The sequence below is a fragment of the Pseudomonas fluorescens genome (genome assembly GCF_902497745.1).
GTDB lineage: Bacteria > Pseudomonadota > Gammaproteobacteria > Pseudomonadales > Pseudomonadaceae > Aquipseudomonas > Aquipseudomonas fluorescens_BM.
Genome location: NZ_CABVHJ010000001.1, coordinates 14091 through 38257 on the forward strand (window position 1 = coordinate 14091; position 24167 = coordinate 38257).

The window sequence follows — 24167 nt, forward strand, 5'->3', positions numbered from 1 at the left end:
GTGGCCAGATGATTCTTCGCTGACTGAACAACCGCTTTCGCGAGCAAGCTCGCTCCCACAGGTACAGCGTGATCTATGTGGGAGCGAGCTTGCTCGCGAAGAAAGCACCGCCGATGTTATTTGGTGACCAACTCATCTTCCTGGAACTGATCTTTCACATATTTGATTTCAGTGCGGCCATGCGGTGCCGGCAAACCGTCTTCACCGAGGTTCACAAACACCATCTTCTCAACGGTCAGAATGCTCTTGCGAGTGATCTTGTTGCGCACTTCACAAGTCAGGGTGATCGAGGTGCGGCCGAACTCGGTGGCGGTGATGCCCAGTTCGATGATGTCGCCCTGGCGCGAGGCGCTGACGAAGTTGATTTCGGAAATGTACTTGGTCACCACGCGCTGATTGCCCAACTGCACGATGGCGTAAATCGCCGCTTCTTCGTCGATCCAGCGCAACAGACTGCCGCCGAACAGGGTGCCGTTGGGGTTGAGGTCTTCGGGTTTTACCCATTTGCGGGTGTGGAAATTCATCTTCACTCCTGAGTGTCTTGCCGAACGATGGACGGTATCTTGGCAGACTGAGCGGTCAGGCTCCATGCGGCTTCGACTATGGTCGTCATTAACGATCTTCATCTGGCCGACAGAAACCCTTTGGAAGATCAGTCTAGACGGCTATAATCGCCACCGTTTCAAAACGGTAACGTTCACTTGCTACCGTTTTCCCGCCACCTGTCCGAGGGGCGCTGCAGCAGGTTCAACCTGTCAGGCTCGGATGGGGCGTTGACCGGCCTTAGGCTGGACACTAAACGCACAACGGCGCCCATTCGCATACATTACGAATGGAGGCTCTTCATGAGCGCTGTTATCACGCCTGCAGATTTTAACGATTACAAAGTTGCCGACATGTCCCTGGCTGCCTGGGGCCGTCGCGAAACCATCATCGCCGAATCGGAAATGCCGGCTCTGATGGGTCTGCGTCGCAAGTACTCCGGCGAACAGCCGTTGAAAGGCGCCAAGATCCTCGGCTGCATCCACATGACCATTCAGACTGCCGTGCTGATCGAAACCCTGGTTGCCCTGGGTGCCGAAGTACGCTGGTCGTCGTGCAACATTTTCTCGACTCAGGATCAGGCTGCTGCCGCTATCGCTGCTGCCGGCATCCCGGTTTTCGCCTGGAAAGGCGAGACTGAAGAAGAGTACGAGTGGTGCCTGGAACAAACCATCCTGAAGGATGGCGCGCCATGGGACGCCAACATGATCCTCGACGACGGCGGCGACCTGACTCAGCTGCTGCACGACAAGTACCCACAGGTGCTGGATCGCGTTCACGGCGTGACCGAAGAAACCACCACCGGCGTACACCGTCTGCTGGACATGCTGGCCAAGGGCGAGCTGAAAATCCCGGCCATCAACGTCAACGACTCGGTGACCAAGTCCAAGAACGACAACAAGTACGGCTGCCGTCACAGCCTGAACGACGCGATCAAGCGCGGTACCGACCACCTGCTGTCCGGCAAGCAAGCGCTGGTCATCGGTTACGGTGACGTGGGCAAGGGCTCGGCTCAGTCCCTGCGTCAGGAAGGCATGATCGTTAAAGTCTCCGAGGTTGACCCGATCTGCGCCATGCAAGCATGCATGGACGGTTTCGAACTGGTTTCGCCGTTCATCGACGGTATCAACAACGGCACCGAAGCAAGCATCGACAAAGCGCTGCTGGGCAAGATCGACCTGATCGTGACCACCACCGGTAACGTCAACGTTTGCGACGCGAACATGCTCAAAGCCCTGAAGAAGCGCGCCGTGGTCTGCAACATCGGTCACTTCGACAACGAAATCGACACCGCTTTCATGCGCAAGAACTGGGCATGGGAAGAAGTGAAGCCACAGGTACACAAGATCCACCGTACCGGCCCGGGCGCTTTCGACGCTCAGAACGACGACTACCTGATCCTGCTGGCCGAAGGCCGTCTGGTGAACCTGGGCAACGCCACCGGTCACCCAAGCCGCATCATGGACGGTTCGTTCGCCAACCAGGTACTGGCGCAGATCTTCCTGTTCGGCCAGAAGTACGCCGACCTGTCGCCAGCCCAGAAAGCCGAGCGCCTGACCGTTGAAGTACTGCCGAAGAAACTCGACGAAGAAGTGGCCCTGGAAATGGTTCGCGGCTTCGGCGGCGTGGTCACCCAACTGACCAAGCAACAGGCTGACTACATCGGCGTGACCGTCGAAGGCCCGTTCAAGCCGCACGCTTACCGCTACTGATTGGCTGAGCGTCGACCCGGTGTGCCTGGCGCACCGCGTTGCCTGACTGGCGCTGCTGACCGCTCTGTGTAGGAGCTGCCGCAGGCTGCGATCTGTTGATCTGCAAAGATCGCAGCCTGCGGCAGCTCCTACAGGGTGCAGCGTCCGGCTTACGTGTTTCCAAGGGTATGACCATGTCCCAAGACCGTCGCTACAGCTTCGAGTTCTTCCCGACCAAGACCGATGCTGGGCATGAAAAACTGCTCGCCACTGCCCGTCAGCTGGCCACTTACAACCCTGACTTCTTTTCCTGCACCTATGGCGCTGGTGGTTCGACCCGTGATCGCACCCTCAACACCGTTCTGCAACTGGAAAGCGAAGTCAAAATCCCGGCCGCACCGCACCTGTCGTGCGTCGGCGACAGCAAGGACGACCTGCGCGGCCTGCTGAACGAGTACAAGGCTGCCGGCATCAAGCGCATCGTTGCCCTGCGTGGTGACCTGCCGTCCGGCATGGGCATGACCAGCGGTGAGCTGCGTCACGCCAATGAGCTGGTTGAATTCATTCGTGAAGAAACCGGTGACCATTTCCACATCGAAGTTGCCGCTTACCCGGAGATGCATCCGCAAGCACGCAACTACGAAGACGATCTGGCCAACTTCGTGCGCAAGGCTCGCGCCGGCGCCGACAGCGCGATCACCCAGTACTTCTTCAACGCCGACAGCTACTTCTACTTTGTCGACCGTTTGCAGGCGCAGGGTGTCGATCTGCCGATCGTGCCGGGGATCATGCCGATCACCAACTACAGCAAGCTCGCGCGCTTCTCCGATGCCTGCGGTGCGGAAATCCCGCGCTGGATCCGCAAGCAACTGGAAGCCTACGGCGATGACACACAAAGCATTCAGCGCTTTGGTGAGCAAGTCGTCAGCGAGATGTGCGAGCGCCTGTTGCAGGGCGGCGCGCCGGGGCTGCACTTCTATTCCATGAATCAGGCTGAGCCTAGTCTGGCGATCTGGAATAACCTGAAGTTGCCGCGCTGAAGCAGCAGCAAGCTTCAAGCTGAAAGCTACAAGCAAGATCAAAAGATCGCAGCCTTCGGCAGCTCCTACGTTGAGATTTCGTATCCCGTGTAGGAGCTGCCGAAGGCTGCGATCTTTTGCTTTTAAAGGCCCGAAACAGAGCTTGTGCAGGCACTTTCTGGCTCTTTCGCGTTTCTCGTCGTAATCTCAAGCCATGCCTTTGATCACGCAGTTATTCGCCGTGCTGGTTTTTGCTTGCCTGAGCTTCGCCGCTCGAGGCGAGAAGCTGCGTATTGTCACCGAACCGTGGGCGCCTTACATATATGAAGAAGGCGGCAAGAACCTCGGGCTGGACTACGAAACCACGGCCATCGTCTTCAAGCGTCTGGGCATTGAAGTCGAATGGCAATTCCTGCCGTGGAAGCGTTGCCTGTCGATGCTTGAAACTGGCATGGCTGATGGGGCGCTGGATATCTTCCATAGCGATGAACGCGACGCCACCCTGCTCTACCCGAGCGAACCACTGTCAGATGTCGAGTTCGTGATGTTCTACGCCAACGACCGGCCACACCCGTTTCGCAAACTCGAAGAACTCAAAGGCCTGACCATCGGCACCTCGCCGGGTTATCTCTACAGTCCGGATTTCCGCGAATCGACCCTGTTTGCCCGTGAACCGGCCCCGACCCACGAGGCCAACTTCGGCAAACTGGTGCGCGGTCGAATCGATTTGCTGATCACCGATCGCCGTGTCGGTCAGCATTTGCTCGATGAACTGAATATCCGCGATCAGATCACTGAGAACCCCACCGTCATTAGCCGCCAAAGCCAGTTTCTCGCGGTTCGGCGCAATGCCGGCATGGATTTATTGGTGCAACGTTTCGGTGCCGAACTCAAACGTTTCAAGCGCGAACCGGCGTATGCCGAGCTCAGCGCACGCTACGGCGCCGCACCCGTCGGCAGCCCTTCACTGAACTCAGCCACGGCCAACAGCAAAACCGTTGAGCAGCAGGAAAGCAGCGCGCAGTGATTGCTCTGTTATACTCCGGCGTTCCCGCCAGGCTCACGCCCGGACGCCCGGAACCGTAACAGGCCTCTCGACCCGCTACAGCGCAGCTTTGCAGCCCGCGCGAGCGCTCCAGACGTGCCTTCGGAACCGCAGCAGGACCGGACGGGATTGCGTCCTCTTAAACGCCATTCGCGCCAGGCAAGACTCCCATTGGGCCAAGCCCTAACTAAAACAGGATTACTCATGTCCTTTGCTTCCCTCGGTCTCTCCGAGGCTTTAGTCCGCGCCATCGAAGATGCGGGCTATACCGAGCCTACTCCGGTGCAACAGCGGGCCATTCCCGCCGTGTTGCAAGGTCGCGACCTGATGGTTGCGGCACAGACAGGTACCGGTAAAACCGGCGGTTTCGCCCTTCCGATCCTGGAGCGGTTGTTCCCCAACGGTCACCCGGACAAATCCCAGCGTCATGGCCCGCGCCAACCGCGCGTACTGGTCCTGACCCCGACCCGCGAACTCGCGGCCCAGGTACACGAGAGCTTCAAGATCTACGCCCGTGACCTGAAATTCGTCAGCGCCTGCATCTTCGGCGGCGTCGGCATGAACCCGCAGGTTCAGGCCATGTCCCGTGGCGTCGACGTGCTCGTTGCCTGCCCCGGTCGTTTGCTCGATCTGTGCGGCCAGGGCAGCGTTGATCTGTCCCACGTGGAAATCCTCGTCCTCGACGAAGCCGACCGCATGCTCGACATGGGCTTCGTGCACGACGTGAAGAAAGTCCTCGCGCGTCTGCCGTCCAAGCGTCAGAACCTGCTGTTCTCGGCGACCTTCTCCAAAGACATCACCGACCTTGCCGGCAAGCTGCTGCACAACCCGGAACGCATCGAAGTGACGCCGCCGAACACCACGGTCGAGCGCATCGAACAACGCGTCTTCCGTCTGCCGGCCAGCCACAAACGTGCGCTGCTGGCGCACCTGATCACCGCCGGCGCGTGGGAACAGGTATTGGTGTTCACTCGCACCAAGCACGGCGCCAACCGTCTGGCCGAGTACCTGGACAAGCACGGCCTGCCGGCTGTGGCCATCCACGGTAACAAGAGCCAGAACGCGCGGACCAAAGCGCTGGCCGACTTCAAGGCCAACCAGGTACGCATCCTGGTCGCGACCGACATCGCCGCACGCGGTCTGGACATCGATCAGTTGCCACACGTGGTCAACTTCGAACTGCCGAACGTCGATGAAGATTACGTTCACCGTATCGGCCGTACCGGCCGTGCCGGTCGTTCGGGCGAGGCGATCTCGCTGGTCGCGCCGGACGAAGAAAAACTGCTGAAAAGCATCGAACGCATGACCAAGCAGAAAATCGCCGACGGCGACCTGATGGGCTTCGATTCGAGCACCATTGAAGCCGAGAAGCCGGAAGTGCGTGAACGTCCGGACGTGCGTAACCCGCGCAACCCACGTGGCCCACGCGGCGACGGCCCGAATGGCGGCGGCGGTGGCGGCGGTCGCAAAGACAAAGGCAAAGACAAGGGCAAGGAAAAACCGGCCGGTGAACGTGGCGAGCGCCCTGCCCGTCAGCAGAAGCCGCGCGAAGGCACCCCGAGCCGTGAACAGCGTCCGAGCCAGCCGCCACGTGCGGCGGCAGATCGTGCACCGGACGAATTCCTCGACGACGATATCGATAACTTCGGTAACCGCGTTGACTACGTGCCGAAGCCGGCTCCTGCTGGCGGCCGTGGTCGTCGTCCAGGCGCACCGGCTCAGGGCGCAGGCGCAGGTTCGGGCGCACCACGCGGCGGTCAGTCGCAGGGTCGTCAGAACGGCCCGCGCAACAGCAACGGCTCGAGCACCGGCACTCCGCCAGCCAAACGCAGCGGTGGCCCGCGCAGCGGCGCACCGCGTGACGGTCAGTCGGGTCGTCGCGACGACTCCGCCTCGTCCTCGCGCAACCGTCGTCCAGCCCGTGACGATCAGCCTCGCAGCGAGCCAGCCGTGCAGAACCCGCGCAGCAACGGCCCGAAGATCATGCACAAGGAATCGAAAGCCGACCGCTTCCCGACGCCTGAGCAGCTCGATCAACTGCCAAGCCGCCCGCGTGGCGAGAAACCAGCGCTGCTGACCCGCAATCGCTGAGTTAACGCCGCCATAAAAGATGCCCCGCCTCGAAAGAGCCGGGGCATTTTTTATGCCGCCACAACCCCCCCTGAATCACCGCAAACCCACTGTGGGAGCGAGCCTGCTCGCGAAAGCGGTCATTCAGCCAACATCATTGCTGACTGACCCGCCGCCTTCGCGAGCAGGCTCGCTCCCACAGGGGATGTGTGTGACGGACAATAAAAAACGCCCCCGGTCTTTCAACCGGGGGCGTTTTTGTCTGTCGGGGCGAAAGTTACTTAACCTTCACGCCTTCCAGCGAGATGTCCAGATCCGCAGTTTGCGAGGTAGGACCTGGGCCCTTGATCCCGAAATCGTTCAGGTTCAGGGTGGTCTTGGCGTTGAAGCCAGCACGCTCGCCGCCCCATGGATCCTTGCCTTCGCCGTTGAACGTGGCCTTGAAGGTCACAGGCTTGGTCACGCCGTGCAGGGTCAGGTCGCCGGTCACGTCAGCCGTCTTTTCACCGGTCGACTTAACGGCGGTGGAGACGAACTTGGCGTCAGCAAACTTGCCCACGTCGAGGAAATCTTTGCTGGCGATGTGCTTGTCACGCTCAGCGTGGTTGGACCACAGGCTGGCGGTTTTCACATCAACCGAGATCTTGCTGGCTTCAGGCTTGGCCGAATCCCACGAGAACGTACCGTCGAAATCTTTGAAAGTACCGTGGATGAAGCTGTAACCCAGGTGGCTGATTTTCCAGTCAACGAAGGCGTGCTGACCTTCCTTGTCGATTTTGTAGTCCGCTGCCATGGCCTGGGCCGAGAGCAGTGCAGAACCGATTGCCAGAGCGGCCAGAGTCTTTTTCAACATGCTTTCTTTTCCTTTGAGTCGAGGTTGAATTTCAGGCTTTGCGACCGAGCATTCGCGTCAGGGTCGCATCACGATCGATAAAGTGGTGCTTCAATGCTGCCAACGCATGGAGACCGGAAAAAATTACCAGTGCCCACGCCAGCCACAGATGAATCACCCCAGCGGTATCTGCCTGATCCGGTAGCCCGGAAACCAGTGCAGGAACTTCAAACAGGCCAAACACCGGGATCCCGACACCGTCTGCGGTGGAAATCAGGTAACCGGCAAGCATCACAGCGAACAGCGCAACGTACAGAAACCCGTGGCCGAATTTGGCGCCGATACGGGTCATGCGGCTGTAGCTTTGCAGCGGCGGCGGCGGTGGGCTGATAAAGCGCCACAGCACCCGCAACACCATCAGACCCAACAGCACCAGACCGATGCTCTTGTGCAGATCCGGCGCCTCTTTGCGCCAGCTGCTGTAGTAATCCAGCCCGACCATCCACAAGCCCAGCGCGAACAGCCCGAAGACCACCAGCGCCACGCCCCAGTGCATGAAGATGCTGACCCAACCATAGCGCGAAGAAGAGTTACGTAGCTGCATTGCCCAAATCCTGTGAGAACTGCGAACCAAGACTAGCGAGTTATCTATCGAATTAAAGCGGAAAATTTTGCTTTGAAATATCGAGAAATACGATCAAGAGTCTGGAAGTGACGTGTTAAGGAAAGATTAAAGGCGGTTTTTCCGCACAGCGCTCGGACCATGGTGCTCGATTCTCGCTGGCTGATCCGGCGCTCCACGGAGCAGATGGCGATCGCAGGAAAGTCGTCGCCAGAGAAATTCTCAATCGATAACTATGTATCGCTGGTTGTACGTCTGTACCTGATCAAATGATGACTCAATCATTCTTTGAAACGGTGAACAACATGGCTCTTCGTTACACCCCATTTCAAGCAAGTGGAACTTCCGAGTTACCGCCAAACCAAACCTTGACCCCAGGCCAATATCTGCAATCCGAGAACGGCCAATTCCGCCTTATATTGCAGGCCGATGGAGATCTGCTGATCAAAGAAGGTGAAGCAGTAGTGTGGATCGCCGATAACCATCAGCCTTACAGTTTAACTTTGCATCCAAAAAAGATGCGTGAGCCACTGCAATTTGTCATCAGCAACAACGGCTTTCTCTACGATCCTTCCAGACGGCGCCTGTGGATTGCTGAAAGCACTCACAGCCTCGACAAATCGCTCTGGTACAACACGTACATGACGCTTCAGGACGATGGCAACCTGGTAATCTACGATCAGCGCAACGGGAATCTGCGCTGGGCCCGCTTCGGTTTTGTCCCCGGGCGCATTCGAAAACCCAAGCAACGATGGCTCCGAAAATTACCGAACGGCACGGAGTTCTTCAAATGGGACTTTTAACAAGCGTTAGTTAGTTTTATTGATTAGTTGGTGAACACCGCCGGCGGCTGCAAGCAATCCGCGCTATATGGATCTATCTTGCATTGATGAGCAAGTTCAGCGCCATAACCCCCAGGAAAGAAACGCTCATTGGCACAACCAGAAAGTGTCATCAACAGAAGTATTGCCGTTAGCCTTTTCATCACGCGCCTCCAATTTCTTCAAGCATAAAGTTGGAGATCAAGCACCCGCTATCGTTTCGTTCTGATTGTTTTGTGGGAAGTGTCCTGCGCAAAGGTAAGCCTTGAGACTGCACCGGGCAGGATTGAAGTGCGCGCTTCCAGCAAAAAAAACGCGGCCCGTATGGCCGCGTTTTTTATTGAAGCAAAGGCTTACTGCGCCTTGGTCTCAGTAGTGGCTGCCGGCTTGGCTGCTGGTTTCTTCGCCGGTTCAGCCTTTTTTGCTGCCGGTTTGGCCGCAGGTTTTTTCGCCTCGGTTTTCGCAGCCGGCTTCTTTGCCGCTGGCTTGGCCGCTGCTTTCTTCGCCGGTTCAGCTTTCACCGGGGTCGCTGGTTTCGGTGCTTCCACCGGAGCTGGCGCGGGTGCCGGGGTTGGCGCAGGCGCTGGAGCTACCGGAGCAGGAGTCGGCTCTGGCGCTTTCACAGGCTCAGGCTTCTTCTCGTCATCCGAACCGCCAAACAGGTTGCTGAAGAAGTTGCCCTTCTTCGCCGCCACGGCACCCGCCGCGCCTGCCGCTGCTGCGGCCGGTACCACTTTTGCTGGTTCGAACGATTTGCCCGCCGCCAGATCTTCAACCTGGCTGGCCGCACGCTGACCGGTGCGCAGTGCGCCTTCCAGCGTGCCCGGGTACAAGGTGTCGGTGTGTTCGCCAGCGAACGTCACGCGTTGCAGCGGACGTTCCCACAGGCGCCAGAACTTGCTGATCTGGCCTGGGCCGTAAGCCAGGTACGCGCCGCCCATCGACGGGTCGGTGCTGTAGCGACGGATTTCATAACCGGTGAACGAACCACGGGCCTGTGGATAAAAGGCGTGCAGACGGATCAGCACCTGATCGACCATCTGCTTGTCGCCGAACGCCTGCATCACGCGAGCGTTGTCGCCGGACAGGTTGATCACCACGTTGGCGCCGCCCTTCAGCGCAGGTTCAATCCAGAGCATGCCAAGACCGGTGTTGCTATAAATCTCGCCGGACATGCGCGCCTTGCTTTCCCACACGGGCGTTTTGAACTTCAACATGATCTGGTCGCGCCAACCGTAGTTGGTGCCCTTGATCGCCGCCAGATGCTGGGCATCCAGTGCCGGGGTCAGGGCAATCTTGTTCAGCGCACGCAATGGCACGGCCAGCACAACGTAGTCAGCCTGATAGCCAACGCTGCCGACCTTGACGGTCACGCCGTCCTTGTCCTGATTGATCGCCGACACCGGCGAGTTGGTCTTGATGGTTTTGATCTGTTTGACGAACGCCTGCGCCAGCACCTGGCTGCCGCCGACCAGACGCGAAGCGCGCAGGTCACGGTCGGAGATGCCGCGATAGACGCGGTTCTGCTGCGCGAAGTACAGCAGCGACAGACGCGAAGGCTCGTCGTAGTGGGTGCGGATGTCCTGGTTGATCAACTGACGCGCGGTGGCCGGCAGGTTCTGCTTGTCGAGCCAGCTCGATACGGTGATCTGGTCCAGCGCGTGCAGGGTGCTGGTCGCCGCCGGGTTCTGCGGATCGTCGATCGAACGCGCCAGATCATCGAGGGTTTTCTGATAGCGCTTCAAGGCATCGGCGGTGGCCGGCTGCTTGGTTGCCAGATCGGCGGCGGAGAAATACTCGCCGTCGATCAGGTAGCCCGGGGTCCGCACGAACTCTGGCGCTGGCGTGGTGCCGAGTTTGAAGGTCGACACGTACTTGTTCAGCACTGGCTGCGTCTTGTCGTTGCCGATCCACTCGCTGGTGGCCATACCGGAGCGACCGCCCAGGCTCGGCTTGGCTTCCAGCAGCGTGACCTGCCAGCCCTTGTTTTGCAGCTCATAAGCAGCGGTCAGGCCCGACAGGCCACCACCGATCACGATTGCAGTTTTATCCTTGGCCAGCGCCGTAACGCTGAACAGCCCCAACATCACCAGCGCACAGGCGCGCAGCCAACCGACAGACATTCAGCGAACTCCGGAAATACCACAGAAAAAAGCAGTTGTGCGGGTCAGACGACCCAAAGAACCGCGAAGAATACGTTAGCCATCAAAACGCCGCCAGCGACGTCTATCGGCTCATACAAAGTAGCTCAATCGACACAATGGGTTGTTCCCGCGCGATGCATTGCATAGGCTTGCGCGATTGTTTGCCCGCGCTTGTCGCGAGCCGCCTCGAGGAGACTGTAAATGGGCCTGAATAACCAGTGGATGCAACGCGACCTCGCGGTGTTGTGGCATCCCTGCACCCAGATGAAAGACCACGAACAGCTGCCGCTGATCCCGATCAAGCGCGGAGAAGGCGTCTGGCTTGAAGACTTCGAAGGCAAGCGCTACCTCGACGCGGTCAGCTCGTGGTGGGTCAACGTGTTCGGCCACGCCAACCCGCGCATCAACCAGCGCATCAAGGATCAAGTCGATCAGTTGGAGCATGTGATTCTGGCCGGCTTCAGCCATCAACCGGTTATCGAGCTGTCCGAGCGCCTGGTTAAGATGACGCCGGAAGGCCTGAACCGGGTGTTCTACGCCGATAACGGTTCGTCCTGCATCGAAGTCGCGCTGAAAATGAGCTTTCATTACTGGCTCAATCGCGGCCAACCGAACAAGAAGCGCTTCGTCACCCTGACCAACAGCTACCACGGTGAAACCATGGCAGCGATGGCGGTCGGCGACGTGCCGCTGTTCACTGAAACCTACAAAGCGCTGCTGATGGACACCATCAAAGTGCCGAGCCCGGATTGCTACGGGCGCCCCGAAGGCATGAGCTGGGAAGAACACTCGCGCAATATGTTCGCCGCCATGGAACAGACCTTGGCCGAGAACCATGACAGCGTCGCGGCAGTGATCGTCGAGCCGCTGATTCAGGGCGCTGGCGGCATGCGCATGTATCACCCGGTTTATCTCAAGCTGCTGCGCGAGGCCTGCGACCGTTACGGCGTGCATCTGATCCTCGACGAAATCGCCGTTGGCTTTGGTCGCACCGGAACCATGTTTGCCTGTGAACAGGCTGGCATTCGTCCGGACTTCCTTTGCTTGTCGAAAGCCCTGACCGGCGGCTACCTGCCGCTGGCCGCGTGCCTGACCACCGACGAGGTCTACAGCGCGTTCTACGACGACTATCCAACCCTGCGCGCCTTCCTCCATTCGCACAGCTACACCGGCAACCCGCTGGCGTGCGCGGCGGCACTGGCAACGCTGGATATCTTCGAGCAGGACAACGTTATCGAGAACAACAAGGCCCTGGCCCAGCGCATGGCCTCGGCGACGGCGCATCTGGTCGATCACCCGAACGTCTCCGAAGTGCGTCAGACCGGCATGGTCCTGGCCATCGAGATGGTCAAGGATAAAGCCACCAAAGAGGCCTACCCTTGGCAGGAGCGTCGTGGTTTGAAGGTGTTCCAGCATGCGCTGGAGCGTGGCGCGTTGCTGCGCCCGCTCGGTAGCGTGGTGTATTTCCTGCCACCGTACGTGATCACCCCGGAGCAGATCGACTTCCTCGCCGAAGTGGCTAGCGAAGGCATCGACATTGCCACCCGTGACAGCGTCAGCGTCGCCGTGCCAAAAGACTTCCACCCGGGGTTCCGCGATCCAGGCTGATCCAAAATTTGTGGCGCCTGAACTGCCGCTTTCGCGAGCAGGCTCGCTCCCACAGGGGAATGCATTTCAACTGTGGGAGCGAGCCTGCTCGCGAATGAAGTCGACACCGATCCACCTGATTCACATCTTTCCAGAGACCCGAAATGAGACTGTCCCGCTTCTTTATCGACGCCCCCCTGAGCACCGGCGAACACGAATTGCCGGAGGCCCAGGCGCATTACATCAGCCGCGTGCTGCGCATGGCCGAGGGCGATGCGGTGCAGTTGTTCGACGGCTCCGGGCATGAGTTTCGCGGCGCTCTGCTGGAAGTCGGCAAGAAGCGCGTGACCGTGCAGATCGACGAGCAATTCGCCGGCCAGGTCGAGTCGCCGCTGCACATCCACCTCGGCCAGGGCTTGTCCCGTGGCGAGCGGATGGATTGGGCGATTCAGAAAGCCACCGAGCTGGGCGTGAATGAAATCACGCCGATCTTCAGTGATCGCTGCGAAGTCCGCCTCAAGGACGAACGCGCCGACAAACGCCTGCTGCACTGGCGTCAGGTGGCGATCAGCGCTTGCGAGCAATGTGGGCGTTCGCGGGTGCCGGTAATTCATCCGCCGGTATTGCTGGCGGACTGGATCAAGCAGACCGAAGCCGAGTTGAAATTGGTTTTGCATCCGGTGGCGGAACCATTGGTGAGTCATGCCAAACCGGCAACTTTGGCGTTCTTGATCGGGCCTGAGGGCGGTTTGACGGACGCCGAAGTCGAGCAAGCCAAAGGCAACGGTTTCCACGCCGCCCGCCTCGGCCCACGCGTGTTGCGTACCGAGACTGCGCCGGTGGTTGCACTGGCGGTGGCCCAGCAGCTTTGGGGTGATTTCTAAGGCCTCATCGCTGGCAAGCCAGCTCCCACAAGAGATCCTGAGTTCGCACAAATGTTGTGTTCACTGGATATCTACTGTGGGAGCGAGCCTGCTCGCGAAAGCGGTGTATCAGCCAACATCAGCATCAGCTGGACTGACGCCTTCGCGAGCAGGCTCGCTCCCACAGTGATTGCATTTACAGGACATAAAACAAGATCGCCACAAAGTGCAGCAAGCTCCCGGCAATCACGAACAAATGCCAGATCCCGTGCGCATGCCGCAGCCGGTGATCCAAGGCAAAAAAGATAATCCCCACCGTATACAAAACCCCGCCCGACGCCAGCCAGGCAAAACCTGTCGTACCCAGCGCCGCAATCAGCGGCTTGACCGCCACCAATACAATCCAGCCCATCACCGCGTAAATCACGATCGACAGAATCCGCGCCTCCGAACGCGGTTTGATCTCTTGCAGAATACCGATCAGCGCCAGTCCCCAGACAATCCCGAACAACGTCCAGCCCCACGGCCCGCGCAGGGTCACCAGGCAGAACGGCGTGTAGCTGCCGGCAATCAGCAGGTAGATCGAAAAGTGATCAACCTTCTTCATGATCGCTTTCTTGCGCCCGCGCACGCTGTGGTACACGGTCGAGGCGCTGTAGAGCACCAGCAAGGTAAACGCGTAAATCGCCACACTGACAATCTTCCACGGGCTGCCATCCAGACAGGCAATCACCAACATCCACACGCCGCCAACAAAAGCCGCCACCGCCCCGACCAGATGGGTCCAGGCGTTCAATCGTTCTCCGTGATACATGTATTGCTCACCTCACATTCGTTACCGCAGCGCGCAAGGCTCGGGCCTTGAGCGTAAAAGCGCAATGTTTCTGTTCAACACCAGCCTGCACACGTCGTGGTAATTGGGCACAATCGGCCGATACCAAAAAGAGTCCGCGCCATGCTGATCGACGAAGAATTGACCCTGAAAAAACTCGAGGTGTTCCTCGCTTTCATGCGCACCGGCAACCTCGCCCGCGCTGCTGCCGAGTTGCAGACCAGCAACGTCAGCGTGCACCGCGCGATTCATTCACTGGAAAGCGCCCTGCGCTGCCCGCTGTTCAAACACGAAGGCCGCAACCTGACACCGCTGGAAAGCGCTTATGTGCTGGAAGAACGCGCGCAGAAGCTGATCAACGACGTCGTCGAAAGCGTGCGCCTGACCCGCGAAGCGGCCGGGTTCTCCGCTGAACGCTTCAAGCTTGGCTCGCTGTATTCGCTGACAGTGAAAACCGTGCCGCAACTGATCATGGGCCTGAAAATCCGCCGCAGCGAACTCAATATCGACCTGATCCTCGGCTCGAACATCGACCTGCTCTACAAGCTGAAAAATATGGAGGTCGACGCGATTCTGGTGTCGCTGGACGACAGCATCAACGACCCGGACTGCGAGCAGATTGCGCTGTTCTCCGACGACATCTTCCTCGCCACCCCGGCAGATTCAAAGTTCGCCCAGCGCAATGAAGTGGATCTGGCCGAAGTGCGCGATGAAACCTTCATCACCCTGACTCAGGGCTTCGCGACCCATCAGGACGGTAACCGGGTGTTCAAGCAGGCGGGGTTCGAGCCGAAGGTGGCGATGCAGGTGAATGATATTTTCACGCTGCTGAGTATGGTCAGTTCGGGGGTGGGTTATGCGTTGCTGCCGGGAAGGATTGCGGCGGTGTATGAGAACCGGGTGAAGCTGATTCCGCTGCAGGAGAAGTATCGGTTGCAGCAACACATTGGGGTGGTGTTTTTGAAGGCCAAGGAGAGGGATCCGAATTTGTTGGCATTGTTGGCGGAGTGTCGGATGTATGCCAATCGGCAGGCTGGGGTTTAGATCAAGATCAAGAGCAACCCCCTCACCCCAGCCCTCTCCCCCAAGGGGGCGAGGGGGAAAGGGAGCAGATCTTCGTGGGTTTCAAGACCTGAGTTCGACTCAGGAATTTCAGGTCGGCGTACCTCCAACATCCAACTCGGTCAGTCCCCTCTCCCCCCGGGAGAGGGCTAGGGTGAGGGGCTTTTGATCTTCAGCCCACAATCCCGCGAACGATGAAGAACAACAGCGATGGCCCCAGCAAGCACCCAAGCCCGGTGTGGAACGTAGCCGTCAACGCCCCATAAGGCACCAACCGCCGATCCGTCGCCGCCAGCCCGGCGGTCACCCCACTCACCGTCCCGGCCAAGCCACCAAACACCATCGCCGAACGCGGGTTGTCCAACCCCATCCAGCGCGCCGCCACCGGCGTGCCGACCATCACCAGAATCGCCTTGATCAACCCGGTGGCAATCGACAGCGCCATTACATCCGAGGTCGCGCCAATCGCCGCGCCAGTCACTGGCCCAACAATGTAAGTCACCGCACCCGCGCCAATGGTGGTCATGCTCACCGCATCGCGATAACCGAACGCCCAGGCCATGCACGCGCCGACAATGAACGGCAGGATCGTGCCCAGCAGCAAGGCAATCACACCAATCATCCCCGCCTTCTTCGCCTCGGTCGCCTGCACTTCAAACGCCGTGGCGACAATCGCAAAGTCACGCAGCATCGCCCCGCCCATCAGGCCGATGCCAGAGAACAACGTCAGGTCCGCCAGACCTTTCTGGCCGCCGGTCATGGTGCCGCCGACCCACGCCAATACCAGCCCAATAACAATGGCAATCGCCGAACCGTGAATGCGTCCGAACGTCAGGCGTTTGGACAGAACCACCGACACCCACATGATCACGCCGACAAAAGCGAAGGCAGTAACCAGCCCGTTATGTTCCAGACCTTTCTCGATGAGATCCCACATATCAGCGACCTCCTACTGGCGTGCCGACCGGGGAAATTTCCGCCGGTTCATCAGGCAATGGCTCGCCTTTATGCGTGCGGCTGATCAAGGCAATCGTGCAGCCACAAACCACCACCGAACCGATTGCCGCCAGCACCGCCACCGGGCCACCGTGCAGCGCAGTGACAACGTTCTGTTGCGCAGCCATCGCCACCACCACCGGAATGTACATCGCGCCCCAGAAGCCGACGCCCATCTCGCATTCCTTGGTCATGCCGCCGCGTTTCTGCATCCACAACCGCGCGCAGATCAACAGGATCATGGCGATGCCGACCCCGCCGACATTGGATTTGACGCCCAACAACACGCCGAGCATGTCACCCATGATCACCCCTGCCAGCGTACAGATCGCGAGCAGCGCCACACCGTAAATAATCATTGTTGTAGTCCTCAAAGTGCATCGTCGAATGTTGTTTTTGTTGTTCGAAGCTTGAGTCGGCGGTTTTAAGGTTGGCGGCCACCCTCCTCACGCAACAGCGCCTGCAAGGTGTCGAGGCGAGCACTGTCGAAGGCAGTGACCGTGCCTTGCTCGAACACCCGGCGCGCCAGCCCGGTCAGCACCGCACCGGGCGGCAGTTCGATCTGTAAACGTACGCCGCGCTCGTAGGCGCTTTGCACGGTGCCGCGCCAATCCACCACGCGGCACATGTTGAAGGCGAGGTCGTCGCGCAGGGCTTCTACTTTGCTCACAGGACGTGCGCGGCTGCCGCTCAGGTAAGCGATTTTCGCGGTTTTCAGTTCGACCTTGGCGAAGGCTTCGGCGAGGGTTTGCGCCGGTTTTTCCAGCAGCGGGCAGTGCGACGGCACGCTTACCGCCAGACGTTTTGCCAGACCGGCGCCACGACTGCGCGCCAGTTCAGCCACCGCTTGCATGGCCTTGTCACTGCCGGCAATCACCACCTGATTGTCGGCGTTGATGTTGGCCAGATACACCGGCGAATCTTCGCTGTGCACCTGCGCCAGCAACGTTTCGACTGTGGATAATTGCAGGCCGATGATCGCGGTCATGCCGTAGCCTTGTGGATAAGCCTGTTGCATCAACTCACCGCGCAGGCTGACCAGATGCAACGCATCGCTGAAGCTCAAAGCGCCGGCAACCACTGCTGCCGGGTAAGCGCCGATGGACAGGCCGGCGACGTAGTCCGCCGTCAGTCCGTCCTGCAACAACTGCCGCGAAGCAGCGACTCCGGCGATCAGCAGGCATAGCTGAACCGCCCTTGTCGTGCGCAACGCTGCGCTGGAATCCAGCAGCGATACATCTTCACCGAGCACATCACTGGCCTCGACCAACGATTCCCGAGGCAAACGCTGCAGCATGCCCGCTTGCTGCGCACCCTGGCCGGGGAACACCAGCAGACTGCTCACGCTGCCTGCTCCTGCGGGTTCCACGGGTCAGTCACCAAACAGGCCTGATACTCGTTTTTCAGCAGCACGCGTGCCGATCCGCTGGCCCACTCGCGCAATGCGACCGCACCGAACGGCGTCTGCAACTGCAGGTCGATCCGGCACTCGGCTTGATCAAAAATCGCTACGAATTTACGAGCCTGATTACGCGAGATCAGTTGCGGTGTACGCAGAATCAGATCGAGATCACTGGCCGCGTGCATCACTTTAAAACCACTGGCCAATTCAAACCCGACACTGCCACTGACACCCCAGACCCAACCGCAGTCATCGAGCATCGGCCGCAGTTGTTTGAGCGCGTGCATGACCGGCAGATCGCGCTCGCTGTCCACGTGACAAAGCGCTTCGGGACTGACGCGACAGGCAATCGAATCGACCGCCATAAACGCCGCCAACCGCTGCTCGCGCAACACACCGCGCACGCCGACCGCGATAGAACCCTCATCGCTCAACGCCCGCCGCACCACCACCGGTTGTCCGGCGGCCAGCGACTCGATTGCCCACAACGGCGCATCCGCCGGCAACTGCGCCGGGGTCATGCCCCAGAGCAGATCGTGGGCCAGAGGCGTGTTCACCACTGCGCCCTCAGCAATTCGCGCACACGGCTGGAGGCAGCACGATTTTTCGCGCCGAGGCGATTGCTCAGATCAGTGCTGGAGATATCGCTGATGGCCTGTTTGAGGCATTCGTTAACCCGTGATAGATCCTCTGCCGTCGGTTGTTCAATCTGCTCCACCGACAGGGTTTCCCAGAGCAATCCGAGACTCGCATAACTGTCGATGTCATAGGCCATCGGCGGCACGCTGGCGGCCAGCGCTTCCAACTCTTCAACACTGCGCAACGTCACCCGCGCCGCCGAAGCCTTGCCCATCGCATGCACCATCACCCCCGGATCACGCAGCGCGATCAAACGATTGGCCTGATAACCATGCGCCAGAAACGCCCCGGACATTGCCTTACCGACCAGCAACGCAATCACCGGATGCCCGGCCAACCGTGCGCGGGCATAACTGTCCGCCGCACCGGCCAGAGCCTGATGAATGCCGAGCGCTTCTTCGCGCCGACCATAAGCCTGGCTCGGCACATCGACGATGGCGATGATCGGGCGCTTCTGCGCTTTATCGCGGTCAGCGCTGATCGCATCATCCACAGCCTTGGCCAGGCCCCAGCCTTCGAGCAAACCGACTTCGCCATTGCGAGCGCGCGGGAAACGATTGTCCGGATCAGCCACCACAGCGATAAAACGCCCGAGCTCACCGTCAGCAACCTTCAACGAGGCCGGCAGCCCTTCGACCGCGACAGCGCCCGCGCTCAAGGCGTTGAACCAGTTCAAACCGCGCAATGAATAACCGCTCATGAGCGCTCTCCTTGATACAGATCGCGAACCACCGACGGTTCGATTTGCGGGTCAGTGTTCAGACTGCCGAGGCGTTGCAGAAACCATTCGGCGCGCTGGCTGCGTGGCTGTGTCGGCAAACCCTGCTGCAGTAATTCACCGACCTGCTGACGAATCTTCGCCACGTCATCGGCGACATAACGATCCACCAGACCACTGGCGAACCGCTGCTCGCCACCGGTCAGACTCCAAATGAACGGCCGGTCGCGCGAGTCGTACTCTTCGATCCCGGCTTCCTGCTCAATCACTTGCGGGCCGTTCAAACCGAGGCGAGCTTCCTGAGTCACCAGCAAATAGCTGCACAGCGCCGCCGCAATCGACATGCCACCAAAGCATCCAACGCTACCCGCGACCACGCCAACCACCGGTTGGTACTGCTGCAAATCGACAATCGCCGCATGAATATCAGCAATCGCCGCCAACCCAAGATTGGCTTCCTGCAAGCGCACACCACCGGTTTCCAGCAGCAGCACCGCGCGGGTCGGGATGCCTTTGCGGTTGTCTTCAGCCGCCAGCTCAAGCGCGCCGGCAATCTTCGCCCCGCCGACTTCGCCAAGGCTGCCGCCCTGAAATGCACCTTCAATCGCGGCAATCACCACCGGCAAACCATCAAGACTGCCCTTAGCGATCACCACGCCGTCATCGGCCTGCGGCACCACGCCTTGGCGTTCCAGCCACGGCGACATGACCCGTTGAAACGGGTCGAGCAATTCGCGAAAACTGCCGGCATCGAGCAAGGCTTTCGCCCGTTGCCGCGCGCCGAGTTCGACGAAGCTGTGTTTGTTGAGCAACGCGGCGCTGTCAGTCATGGCCGATCTCCTCGAAACCTTGTTCCAGACGCAAGCGCACCACCCCCGGCGTCGCGCCGAAATCGTGGATATCGATGGCCATCGCCGGTGGCGTGGTGCCGTCGAACATCCGCGCAAACAAATGCTGCCAACGCAGCTGCGCGCCGTTGACCGAGGTCTGCACATTGATCGTCAGCTTGCCGGCCAGGCCCGGTTCGATCAGCACTTCCAGATCACCCGAGCCAACACAACCGACCAGCGCACGACCGCGTGGCGGCTGCCCGGCGGGGAATTCAAACGATAGGGTTTCCATCAAAACGCTCCCTGAAGGATGCCGTCGCGCTCGATACGGTCGAGCAGCAGCGTGGCGGCGAGCAAGTCGGCGGCGCCACCGGGCGAGGCATTCAATGCGATGAGTTGTTGATCCAGTTCGTGCAGCCGGCGGCGACCGCTGAGGCTGACGCTGCCACCGGCATCGAGCACCGCTTGCGCGCCGGACTGCATGGCGTGCAGGCCCTCTTCACCGGCGCGGTAGAGCACGCAGGTGTCGGCCAGATTCGTCATGATTGCGAGCAAGGCGTCGAGCCGGGCGTTCTGTTCGCCGCTTGCTTGGGCACGGCTGCGTTTGAGTTGTGGCAGACCGCGTTGCAGCACCGAAGGGAAGCCGAGTTGCGCTTCTTCACGAGCACCGCGTGCGCCGAAACGCAGGGCGACTTGGGCGCCGTGGCTCAACGGTTTGGGTGCGTGGCGATCATCCAGCAAGGCCAGACGTGCGGCGCGCAGGGTTACGGCGTTGGCGCTGGAAGATTGCGGCTCCAGCGCAGCGGCGGTCACCAATAATCCCAAGGCCCAGATCGCCCCACGATGCGTGTTCACGCCGTTGGTGGTCGTGAGCATGGCTTGCTCGCCTTCACGACCGATACGGCCAATCGCTTCGCGCAACGTTAAATCGACTTCGCCGATAGCAACCGCCGCCTCAGCCATTTCCTTGAACGCCGGCCACAACGACAGCGCCGAAGCGTGCATCAGCCCCAGGTGCAGATCGGTGTGCGCGCCATTGCCGCGACGGTCGACCAGCGCCGGTTTCGGCGACAGGTCCGCTTCGTCGATCAAGGCGTCCACCGCCAGATCGGCCAATCGATCAGCCAGGGACAGCGGTTTCGCTTGCAGGTTAAATGCGTGCATTACCAGCTCCTGAATTTGGCGGGCGGGTTGTACAGGCCGCCGGACCACTCGACCAGATCGGCCACGCTCTTCGCCGCGAGCAGTTCGCGGGTGGCGTCGGTGCGGCGGATGCCGAGGTCTTCGGGCAAGGCGATCAGGCCTTCACGGCGCATGCGTTCGGTGTCTTTCGGGTTGTGGCGCAGGCCGATGGCGGTGACGCCGGCAACCGCGGCGATCATCGCCTGACGCTCTTCCAGCGAGCGTGCCTTGTACAGGTAAGCGATGCCTTCTTCGGTGAGCAGGTGGGTGACGTCGTCGCCGTAAATCATGATCGGCGCCAGCGGCATGCCGCTTTTCTTCGCCACTTCCACGGCGTCGAGGGTTTCGACGAAGGTCGGTTTGCCGCCCTCCTGGAAGGTCTCGACCATTTGCACCACAAGCTTTTTGCCGCGTTCGAGCATCGGTTGCTGCGAATCGTCATGACGCATATCCAGCCACGCCGGGGTGCCGTGACGCCGACCGCGCGGGTCGTGGCCCATGTTCGGCGCACCGCCGAAACCGGCGAGGCGACCACGGGTTACGGTCGAGGAATGCCCGTCGCCGTCGACCTGCAACGTCGCGCCGATGAACAGATCCACCGCGTACTGCCCGGCGAGTTGGCAGAACATCCGGTTGGAACGCAGCGAACCGTCGCGGCCGGTGAAGAACACGTCCGGGCGCGCGGCGATGTAGTTTTCCATGCCCAGTTCGGTGCCGAAACAATGCACGCTTTCGACCCAACCGCTCTCGATCGCCGGGATCAGCGTCGGGTGCGGGTTGAGCGTCCAGTTGCGGCAGATCTTGCCTTTGAGGCCGAGGGATTCGCCGTAGGTCGGCAGGATCAATTCGATGGCGGCGGTGTTGAAACCGATGCCGTGGTTGAGCGACTGCACGTTGTGTTTTTCGTAGATCCCGCGAATCGCCATCATCGCCATCAGCACGTGCACAGGCTTGATGTGACGTGGATCGCGGGTGAACAGCGGTTCGATGTAGAACGGCTTGTCGGCAACCACGACGAAATCGACCCATGACGCGGGGATGTCCACGCGAGGGAGCTCGCTGACGTCGTCGACCAATTGGTTGACCTGGACGATGACGATGCCGTCGCTGAACGCCGCCGGTTCGATCAGTGCCGGGGTGTCTTCGGTACTGGGGCCGGTGTAGATGTTACCGGCGCGGTCGGCCATAAACCCGGCCGAGAGCACGACATTGGGGATCAGGTCCACCACCAGTCGGGCGTAGAGTTCGATGTAGGTGTGGATCGCGCCGACTTCCAGCAGGCCGTCTTCGAGCAATTGGCTGATGCGCAGGCTCTGGGTGCCGGCGAAGGAGAAATCAAGCTTGCGAGCGATGCCGCGTTCAAACAGGTCGAGGTGCTCGGAGCGACCGACGCTGGGCATGATCATGTGCAGGTCGTGGAGCTTTTCCGGGTCGGCTTTGGCCAGCGAGCGCGAAAGGAAATCCGCCTGCTTCTGGTTGTTGCCCTCGAGTACCACACGGTCGCCGGGATGAATCAGCGCTTCGAGCGCGGCGACGATCTTGTCGGTGGGCAACACCACACCGTCGGCCAACCCGCGCACTTTGTCGAGGCGGCGCTGCTTCTCATCGCGCCGCCGCGTCCAGCGCGAGTCGGGGGAAATTGTTGTTGTCATGCTCACTCCACGGGGTTCGCTGTCGTGGAGCTAAGGTAGGCGTGTGGGGTGGGGGCATCAATCAAGCTAGGTGGTGAATCGTTACGCTCAAAGTAACGGTTGAATCTCGGCGCAGTACTCAGCACGACGAAAGCTCTAATGTGCTGATGACTTGATCACCTCGGCACATCCAGGTCTTTTAGAATAATACCCAAACATATGTAAGTGATTACCTGAGACCGGTCCAAAGTCGCAATCCAGATCATATATCCTTGCGCACTTTTATCTCTTTTTATTATTAGAACCTGTCATTTATGACAGTTGGCCCACCTACTTAAAAAGGTAATGATGCTGCTGTAGCAGGTTGCTCAGAAGCAGAATCCAAGTAATTAAAATGGAGTTATTAAAATGACAAAATTTGAGATATTAATTATGGCGGCAATATCGGTGACTGGCACCAATACCGCATTTGCAGAGATCGATCCAGGATGTAAACAATTGTGGGATGCCACAAGTGCTGCCCAGACATGCACGCTAATCACACTTACGAAATATTACGCAGGAGGGGCTGCTATTTGCACAATAGAAGCTGACTGCGGCAGCAAAGGCATGGACTCCAGCATCCCGCATAACATGAACGCTAAAGAAGTCCCTATTTCAGTACACAACAAAGAAAGCGTTTCGGTACAAACCATTCTTAACGAGGGCTTGAATAACTGTAACGGCAAACTTACCTACAAGTCGTGCCAGTAAGCCTGAAATTTTTACTTCACCAAAATCCGACATGGCCCGCTGCACACATTCAGTTAGAGCACGCCACAACCAAGTGTCAGCGGGTTATTCGTCCGCAAAGTCACCGTAGAGGCTCGATCCGTCTGCCGATAATCGTTCTAACGCTCTACGCGAAATGGTCATCAAAGTCGGCAAATCATCGAGTAATACTGGGTCAATCTGTGGGCCACCATTTAGGAATTTGGTAAATGCAACTGACGCCTTCGCGAGCAGGCTCGCTCCCACAGGAGATCTCCAGAGATCGCAGATTTTGTGTCCGAGATAAGCCCACTGTGGGAGCGAGCTTGCTCGCGAAGAGGCCAGCCGAAGCAGCGCAAGGTCTGGATAACTCCGCCGATGATCGTTCCCACGCTCTGCGTGGGAACGATCATCCGTGACCAATGGATCAGTCAGTGGGCACCAACCTGTCCAACAAACGGTTGACCGCCATCTCCGCCACCATCACCACCTGCGCAATTCCTTGCACAGTCTTGCGGTGCGTACCTTCCACCATTGCCGCATGGTTGTTGAGCATCACCGTAGCCGACCCGAGGGTTTCGCTGGCGTCAGCCAGCAGGGATTGGGTGTCGGCATTGGGGTTGGCCATGTACAGCGTGTTGGGGGTGTAAGGCGTGGCCATCAGATCGGCGTTGGTCGGGCCAAGGTAATGGTCGAGGGCGCGTTCGGCGGCTTCGTGGAATTTCTTTGAGTCGGGGGATTCGTAGGGGGATGCCGGGTCGGTGAGCGGAGGGTTAGGCGTAGGTTTAATCATCTTCAGGTTCCGAAATTAAGCTGGAACCGCTTCTCTGCTAAAAGAAGGGGTGGCAGCTGAACGCAGGTTAGCAGACCGGGGAACCTAAGGAAGCC

At 59.5% G+C, this 24167-nt stretch carries 24 protein-coding genes and 1 riboswitch; of the genes, 9 read left to right on the forward strand and 15 right to left on the reverse strand.

What is annotated here, in order from left to right:
* Positions 1-116: 116 nt before the first annotated feature.
* Complete coding sequence (locus F8N44_RS00065) at positions 117-524, reverse strand: acyl-CoA thioesterase (RefSeq protein ID WP_016984776.1); 408 nt, start codon at positions 522-524, stop codon at positions 117-119.
* Between the two features lie 198 nt (positions 525-722).
* Positions 723-822, forward strand: a riboswitch (S-adenosyl-L-homocysteine riboswitch).
* Positions 823-845: 23 nt separating this feature from the next.
* Between F8N44_RS00065 and ahcY the strand changes: the two genes are divergently transcribed.
* The 4 genes from ahcY (at position 846) to F8N44_RS00085 (ending at position 6389) form a co-directional block, all read left to right on the forward strand.
* On the forward strand, positions 846-2255 hold the full coding sequence (gene ahcY, locus F8N44_RS00070; RefSeq protein ID WP_123532525.1) for an adenosylhomocysteinase: 1410 nt from the start codon (positions 846-848) through the stop codon (positions 2253-2255).
* Between the two features lie 173 nt (positions 2256-2428).
* On the forward strand, positions 2429-3274 hold the full coding sequence (gene metF, locus F8N44_RS00075; RefSeq protein ID WP_007913720.1) for a methylenetetrahydrofolate reductase [NAD(P)H]: 846 nt from the start codon (positions 2429-2431) through the stop codon (positions 3272-3274).
* Positions 3275-3467: 193 nt separating this feature from the next.
* Positions 3468-4280, forward strand: coding sequence for a substrate-binding periplasmic protein (locus tag F8N44_RS00080; RefSeq protein ID WP_150648875.1), 813 nt, complete (start codon positions 3468-3470; stop codon positions 4278-4280).
* 222 nt (positions 4281-4502) lie between these two features.
* Complete coding sequence (locus tag F8N44_RS00085; protein ID WP_150648876.1) at positions 4503-6389, forward strand: DEAD/DEAH box helicase; 1887 nt, start codon at positions 4503-4505, stop codon at positions 6387-6389.
* Between the two features lie 256 nt (positions 6390-6645).
* Here F8N44_RS00085 and F8N44_RS00095 read toward each other — a convergent pair whose 3' ends face one another.
* A complete protein-coding gene (locus tag F8N44_RS00095; protein ID WP_007913714.1) occupies positions 6646-7221 on the reverse strand; it encodes a YceI family protein in 576 nt (191 codons plus the stop codon).
* Positions 7222-7252: 31 nt separating this feature from the next.
* Positions 7253-7804, reverse strand: coding sequence for a cytochrome b (locus F8N44_RS00100; RefSeq protein WP_150648877.1), 552 nt, complete (start codon positions 7802-7804; stop codon positions 7253-7255).
* Positions 7805-8127: 323 nt separating this feature from the next.
* Between F8N44_RS00100 and F8N44_RS00105 the strand changes: the two genes are divergently transcribed.
* Positions 8128-8625, forward strand: coding sequence for a hypothetical protein (locus F8N44_RS00105; protein ID WP_150648878.1), 498 nt, complete (start codon positions 8128-8130; stop codon positions 8623-8625).
* Positions 8626-8996: 371 nt separating this feature from the next.
* Here the strand turns inward: F8N44_RS00105 and F8N44_RS00110 are convergent, their stop codons facing one another.
* On the reverse strand, positions 8997-10766 hold the full coding sequence (locus tag F8N44_RS00110) for a flavin monoamine oxidase family protein (protein WP_150648879.1): 1770 nt from the start codon (positions 10764-10766) through the stop codon (positions 8997-8999).
* A gap of 222 nt (positions 10767-10988) precedes the next feature.
* On the opposite strand from F8N44_RS00110, the gene F8N44_RS00115 reads away from it, so the two are divergent.
* Entirely contained in the window at positions 10989-12395 is a 1407-nt protein-coding gene (locus F8N44_RS00115) for an adenosylmethionine--8-amino-7-oxononanoate transaminase (protein WP_007913711.1), read from the forward strand.
* A gap of 143 nt (positions 12396-12538) precedes the next feature.
* Positions 12539-13258 (forward strand): 16S rRNA (uracil(1498)-N(3))-methyltransferase, encoded by a 720-nt coding sequence (locus tag F8N44_RS00120; protein ID WP_007913710.1) that lies wholly within the window; start codon positions 12539-12541, stop codon positions 13256-13258.
* 175 nt (positions 13259-13433) lie between these two features.
* On the opposite strand, the gene trhA is transcribed toward F8N44_RS00120, so the two are convergent.
* Positions 13434-14051 carry a PAQR family membrane homeostasis protein TrhA gene (trhA, locus tag F8N44_RS00125; protein WP_007913708.1) on the reverse strand — a complete coding sequence of 206 codons (618 nt, stop codon included), beginning with the start codon at positions 14049-14051 and terminating at the stop codon, positions 13434-13436.
* Between the two features lie 141 nt (positions 14052-14192).
* Between trhA and F8N44_RS00130 the strand changes: the two genes are divergently transcribed.
* Positions 14193-15113: a LysR substrate-binding domain-containing protein gene (locus tag F8N44_RS00130; protein WP_150648880.1), complete on the forward strand. Its 921-nt coding sequence runs from the start codon at positions 14193-14195 to the stop codon at positions 15111-15113.
* A 190-nt stretch (positions 15114-15303) separates the two neighbouring features.
* On the opposite strand, the gene madM is transcribed toward F8N44_RS00130, so the two are convergent.
* The 9 genes from madM to mdcA form a co-directional block, all read right to left on the reverse strand.
* Positions 15304-16068 carry a malonate transporter subunit MadM gene (gene madM / locus F8N44_RS00135; protein ID WP_064388097.1) on the reverse strand — a complete coding sequence of 255 codons (765 nt, stop codon included), beginning with the start codon at positions 16066-16068 and terminating at the stop codon, positions 15304-15306.
* Between the two features lies 1 nt (position 16069).
* Positions 16070-16486, reverse strand: coding sequence for a malonate transporter subunit MadL (madL, locus tag F8N44_RS00140; protein ID WP_038358777.1), 417 nt, complete (start codon positions 16484-16486; stop codon positions 16070-16072).
* Positions 16487-16551: 65 nt separating this feature from the next.
* Positions 16552-17472 carry a malonate decarboxylase subunit epsilon gene (gene mdcH, locus F8N44_RS00145; protein WP_150648881.1) on the reverse strand — a complete coding sequence of 307 codons (921 nt, stop codon included), beginning with the start codon at positions 17470-17472 and terminating at the stop codon, positions 16552-16554.
* On the reverse strand, positions 17469-18089 hold the full coding sequence (locus tag F8N44_RS00150; protein WP_150648882.1) for a malonate decarboxylase holo-ACP synthase: 621 nt from the start codon (positions 18087-18089) through the stop codon (positions 17469-17471). The genes mdcH and F8N44_RS00150 overlap by 4 nt, the downstream gene beginning before the upstream one ends.
* Entirely contained in the window at positions 18083-18868 is a 786-nt protein-coding gene (mdcE, locus tag F8N44_RS00155) for a biotin-independent malonate decarboxylase subunit gamma (RefSeq protein WP_150648883.1), read from the reverse strand. Before mdcE ends, F8N44_RS00150 begins: the two co-directional genes overlap by 7 nt.
* Positions 18865-19716, reverse strand: coding sequence for a biotin-independent malonate decarboxylase subunit beta (locus tag F8N44_RS00160; protein WP_150648884.1), 852 nt, complete (start codon positions 19714-19716; stop codon positions 18865-18867). Before F8N44_RS00160 ends, mdcE begins: the two co-directional genes overlap by 4 nt.
* The gene (locus tag F8N44_RS00165; RefSeq protein WP_007913697.1) at positions 19709-20008 is read right to left on the reverse strand and encodes a malonate decarboxylase subunit delta; all 300 of its coding nucleotides are present in this window, start codon (positions 20006-20008) and stop codon (positions 19709-19711) included. The genes F8N44_RS00160 and F8N44_RS00165 overlap by 8 nt, the downstream gene beginning before the upstream one ends.
* Positions 20008-20880 carry a triphosphoribosyl-dephospho-CoA synthase gene (locus F8N44_RS00170; protein ID WP_150648885.1) on the reverse strand — a complete coding sequence of 291 codons (873 nt, stop codon included), beginning with the start codon at positions 20878-20880 and terminating at the stop codon, positions 20008-20010. The genes F8N44_RS00165 and F8N44_RS00170 overlap by 1 nt, the downstream gene beginning before the upstream one ends.
* Complete coding sequence (gene mdcA, locus F8N44_RS00175) at positions 20880-22550, reverse strand: malonate decarboxylase subunit alpha (protein WP_007913685.1); 1671 nt, start codon at positions 22548-22550, stop codon at positions 20880-20882. The genes F8N44_RS00170 and mdcA overlap by 1 nt, the downstream gene beginning before the upstream one ends.
* A 387-nt stretch (positions 22551-22937) precedes the next feature.
* Here mdcA and F8N44_RS00180 point away from each other — a divergent pair, with 387 nt between their 5' ends.
* Positions 22938-23282, forward strand: coding sequence for a hypothetical protein (locus F8N44_RS00180; protein ID WP_150648886.1), 345 nt, complete (start codon positions 22938-22940; stop codon positions 23280-23282).
* A 424-nt stretch (positions 23283-23706) separates the two neighbouring features.
* Here F8N44_RS00180 and F8N44_RS00185 read toward each other — a convergent pair whose 3' ends face one another.
* A complete protein-coding gene (locus tag F8N44_RS00185; RefSeq protein WP_150648887.1) occupies positions 23707-24072 on the reverse strand; it encodes a DUF6124 family protein in 366 nt (121 codons plus the stop codon).
* Positions 24073-24167: the final 95 nt, after the last annotated feature.

What these genes read in the sequence shown, in the direction of transcription:
- F8N44_RS00065 (WP_016984776.1), bottom strand. Translation starts at nt 524, where the DNA reads ATGAATTTCCACACCCGCAAATGGGTAAAACCCGAAGACCTCAACCCC.
- ahcY (WP_123532525.1), top strand. Translation starts at nt 846, where the DNA reads ATGAGCGCTGTTATCACGCCTGCAGATTTTAACGATTACAAAGTTGCC.
- metF (WP_007913720.1), top strand. Translation starts at nt 2,429, where the DNA reads ATGTCCCAAGACCGTCGCTACAGCTTCGAGTTCTTCCCGACCAAGACC.
- F8N44_RS00080 (WP_150648875.1), top strand. Translation starts at nt 3,468, where the DNA reads ATGCCTTTGATCACGCAGTTATTCGCCGTGCTGGTTTTTGCTTGCCTG.
- F8N44_RS00085 (WP_150648876.1), top strand. Translation starts at nt 4,503, where the DNA reads ATGTCCTTTGCTTCCCTCGGTCTCTCCGAGGCTTTAGTCCGCGCCATC.
- F8N44_RS00095 (WP_007913714.1), bottom strand. Translation starts at nt 7,221, where the DNA reads ATGTTGAAAAAGACTCTGGCCGCTCTGGCAATCGGTTCTGCACTGCTC.
- F8N44_RS00100 (WP_150648877.1), bottom strand. Translation starts at nt 7,804, where the DNA reads ATGCAGCTACGTAACTCTTCTTCGCGCTATGGTTGGGTCAGCATCTTC.
- F8N44_RS00105 (WP_150648878.1), top strand. Translation starts at nt 8,128, where the DNA reads ATGGCTCTTCGTTACACCCCATTTCAAGCAAGTGGAACTTCCGAGTTA.
- F8N44_RS00110 (WP_150648879.1), bottom strand. Translation starts at nt 10,766, where the DNA reads ATGTCTGTCGGTTGGCTGCGCGCCTGTGCGCTGGTGATGTTGGGGCTG.
- F8N44_RS00115 (WP_007913711.1), top strand. Translation starts at nt 10,989, where the DNA reads ATGGGCCTGAATAACCAGTGGATGCAACGCGACCTCGCGGTGTTGTGG.
- F8N44_RS00120 (WP_007913710.1), top strand. Translation starts at nt 12,539, where the DNA reads ATGAGACTGTCCCGCTTCTTTATCGACGCCCCCCTGAGCACCGGCGAA.
- trhA (WP_007913708.1), bottom strand. Translation starts at nt 14,051, where the DNA reads ATGTATCACGGAGAACGATTGAACGCCTGGACCCATCTGGTCGGGGCG.
- F8N44_RS00130 (WP_150648880.1), top strand. Translation starts at nt 14,193, where the DNA reads ATGCTGATCGACGAAGAATTGACCCTGAAAAAACTCGAGGTGTTCCTC.
- madM (WP_064388097.1), bottom strand. Translation starts at nt 16,068, where the DNA reads ATGTGGGATCTCATCGAGAAAGGTCTGGAACATAACGGGCTGGTTACT.
- madL (WP_038358777.1), bottom strand. Translation starts at nt 16,486, where the DNA reads ATGATTATTTACGGTGTGGCGCTGCTCGCGATCTGTACGCTGGCAGGG.
- mdcE (WP_150648883.1), bottom strand. Translation starts at nt 18,868, where the DNA reads ATGAGCGGTTATTCATTGCGCGGTTTGAACTGGTTCAACGCCTTGAGC.
- F8N44_RS00160 (WP_150648884.1), bottom strand. Translation starts at nt 19,716, where the DNA reads ATGACTGACAGCGCCGCGTTGCTCAACAAACACAGCTTCGTCGAACTC.
- F8N44_RS00165 (WP_007913697.1), bottom strand. Translation starts at nt 20,008, where the DNA reads ATGGAAACCCTATCGTTTGAATTCCCCGCCGGGCAGCCGCCACGCGGT.
- F8N44_RS00170 (WP_150648885.1), bottom strand. Translation starts at nt 20,880, where the DNA reads ATGCACGCATTTAACCTGCAAGCGAAACCGCTGTCCCTGGCTGATCGA.
- mdcA (WP_007913685.1), bottom strand. Translation starts at nt 22,550, where the DNA reads ATGACAACAACAATTTCCCCCGACTCGCGCTGGACGCGGCGGCGCGAT.
- F8N44_RS00180 (WP_150648886.1), top strand. Translation starts at nt 22,938, where the DNA reads ATGACAAAATTTGAGATATTAATTATGGCGGCAATATCGGTGACTGGC.
- F8N44_RS00185 (WP_150648887.1), bottom strand. Translation starts at nt 24,072, where the DNA reads ATGATTAAACCTACGCCTAACCCTCCGCTCACCGACCCGGCATCCCCC.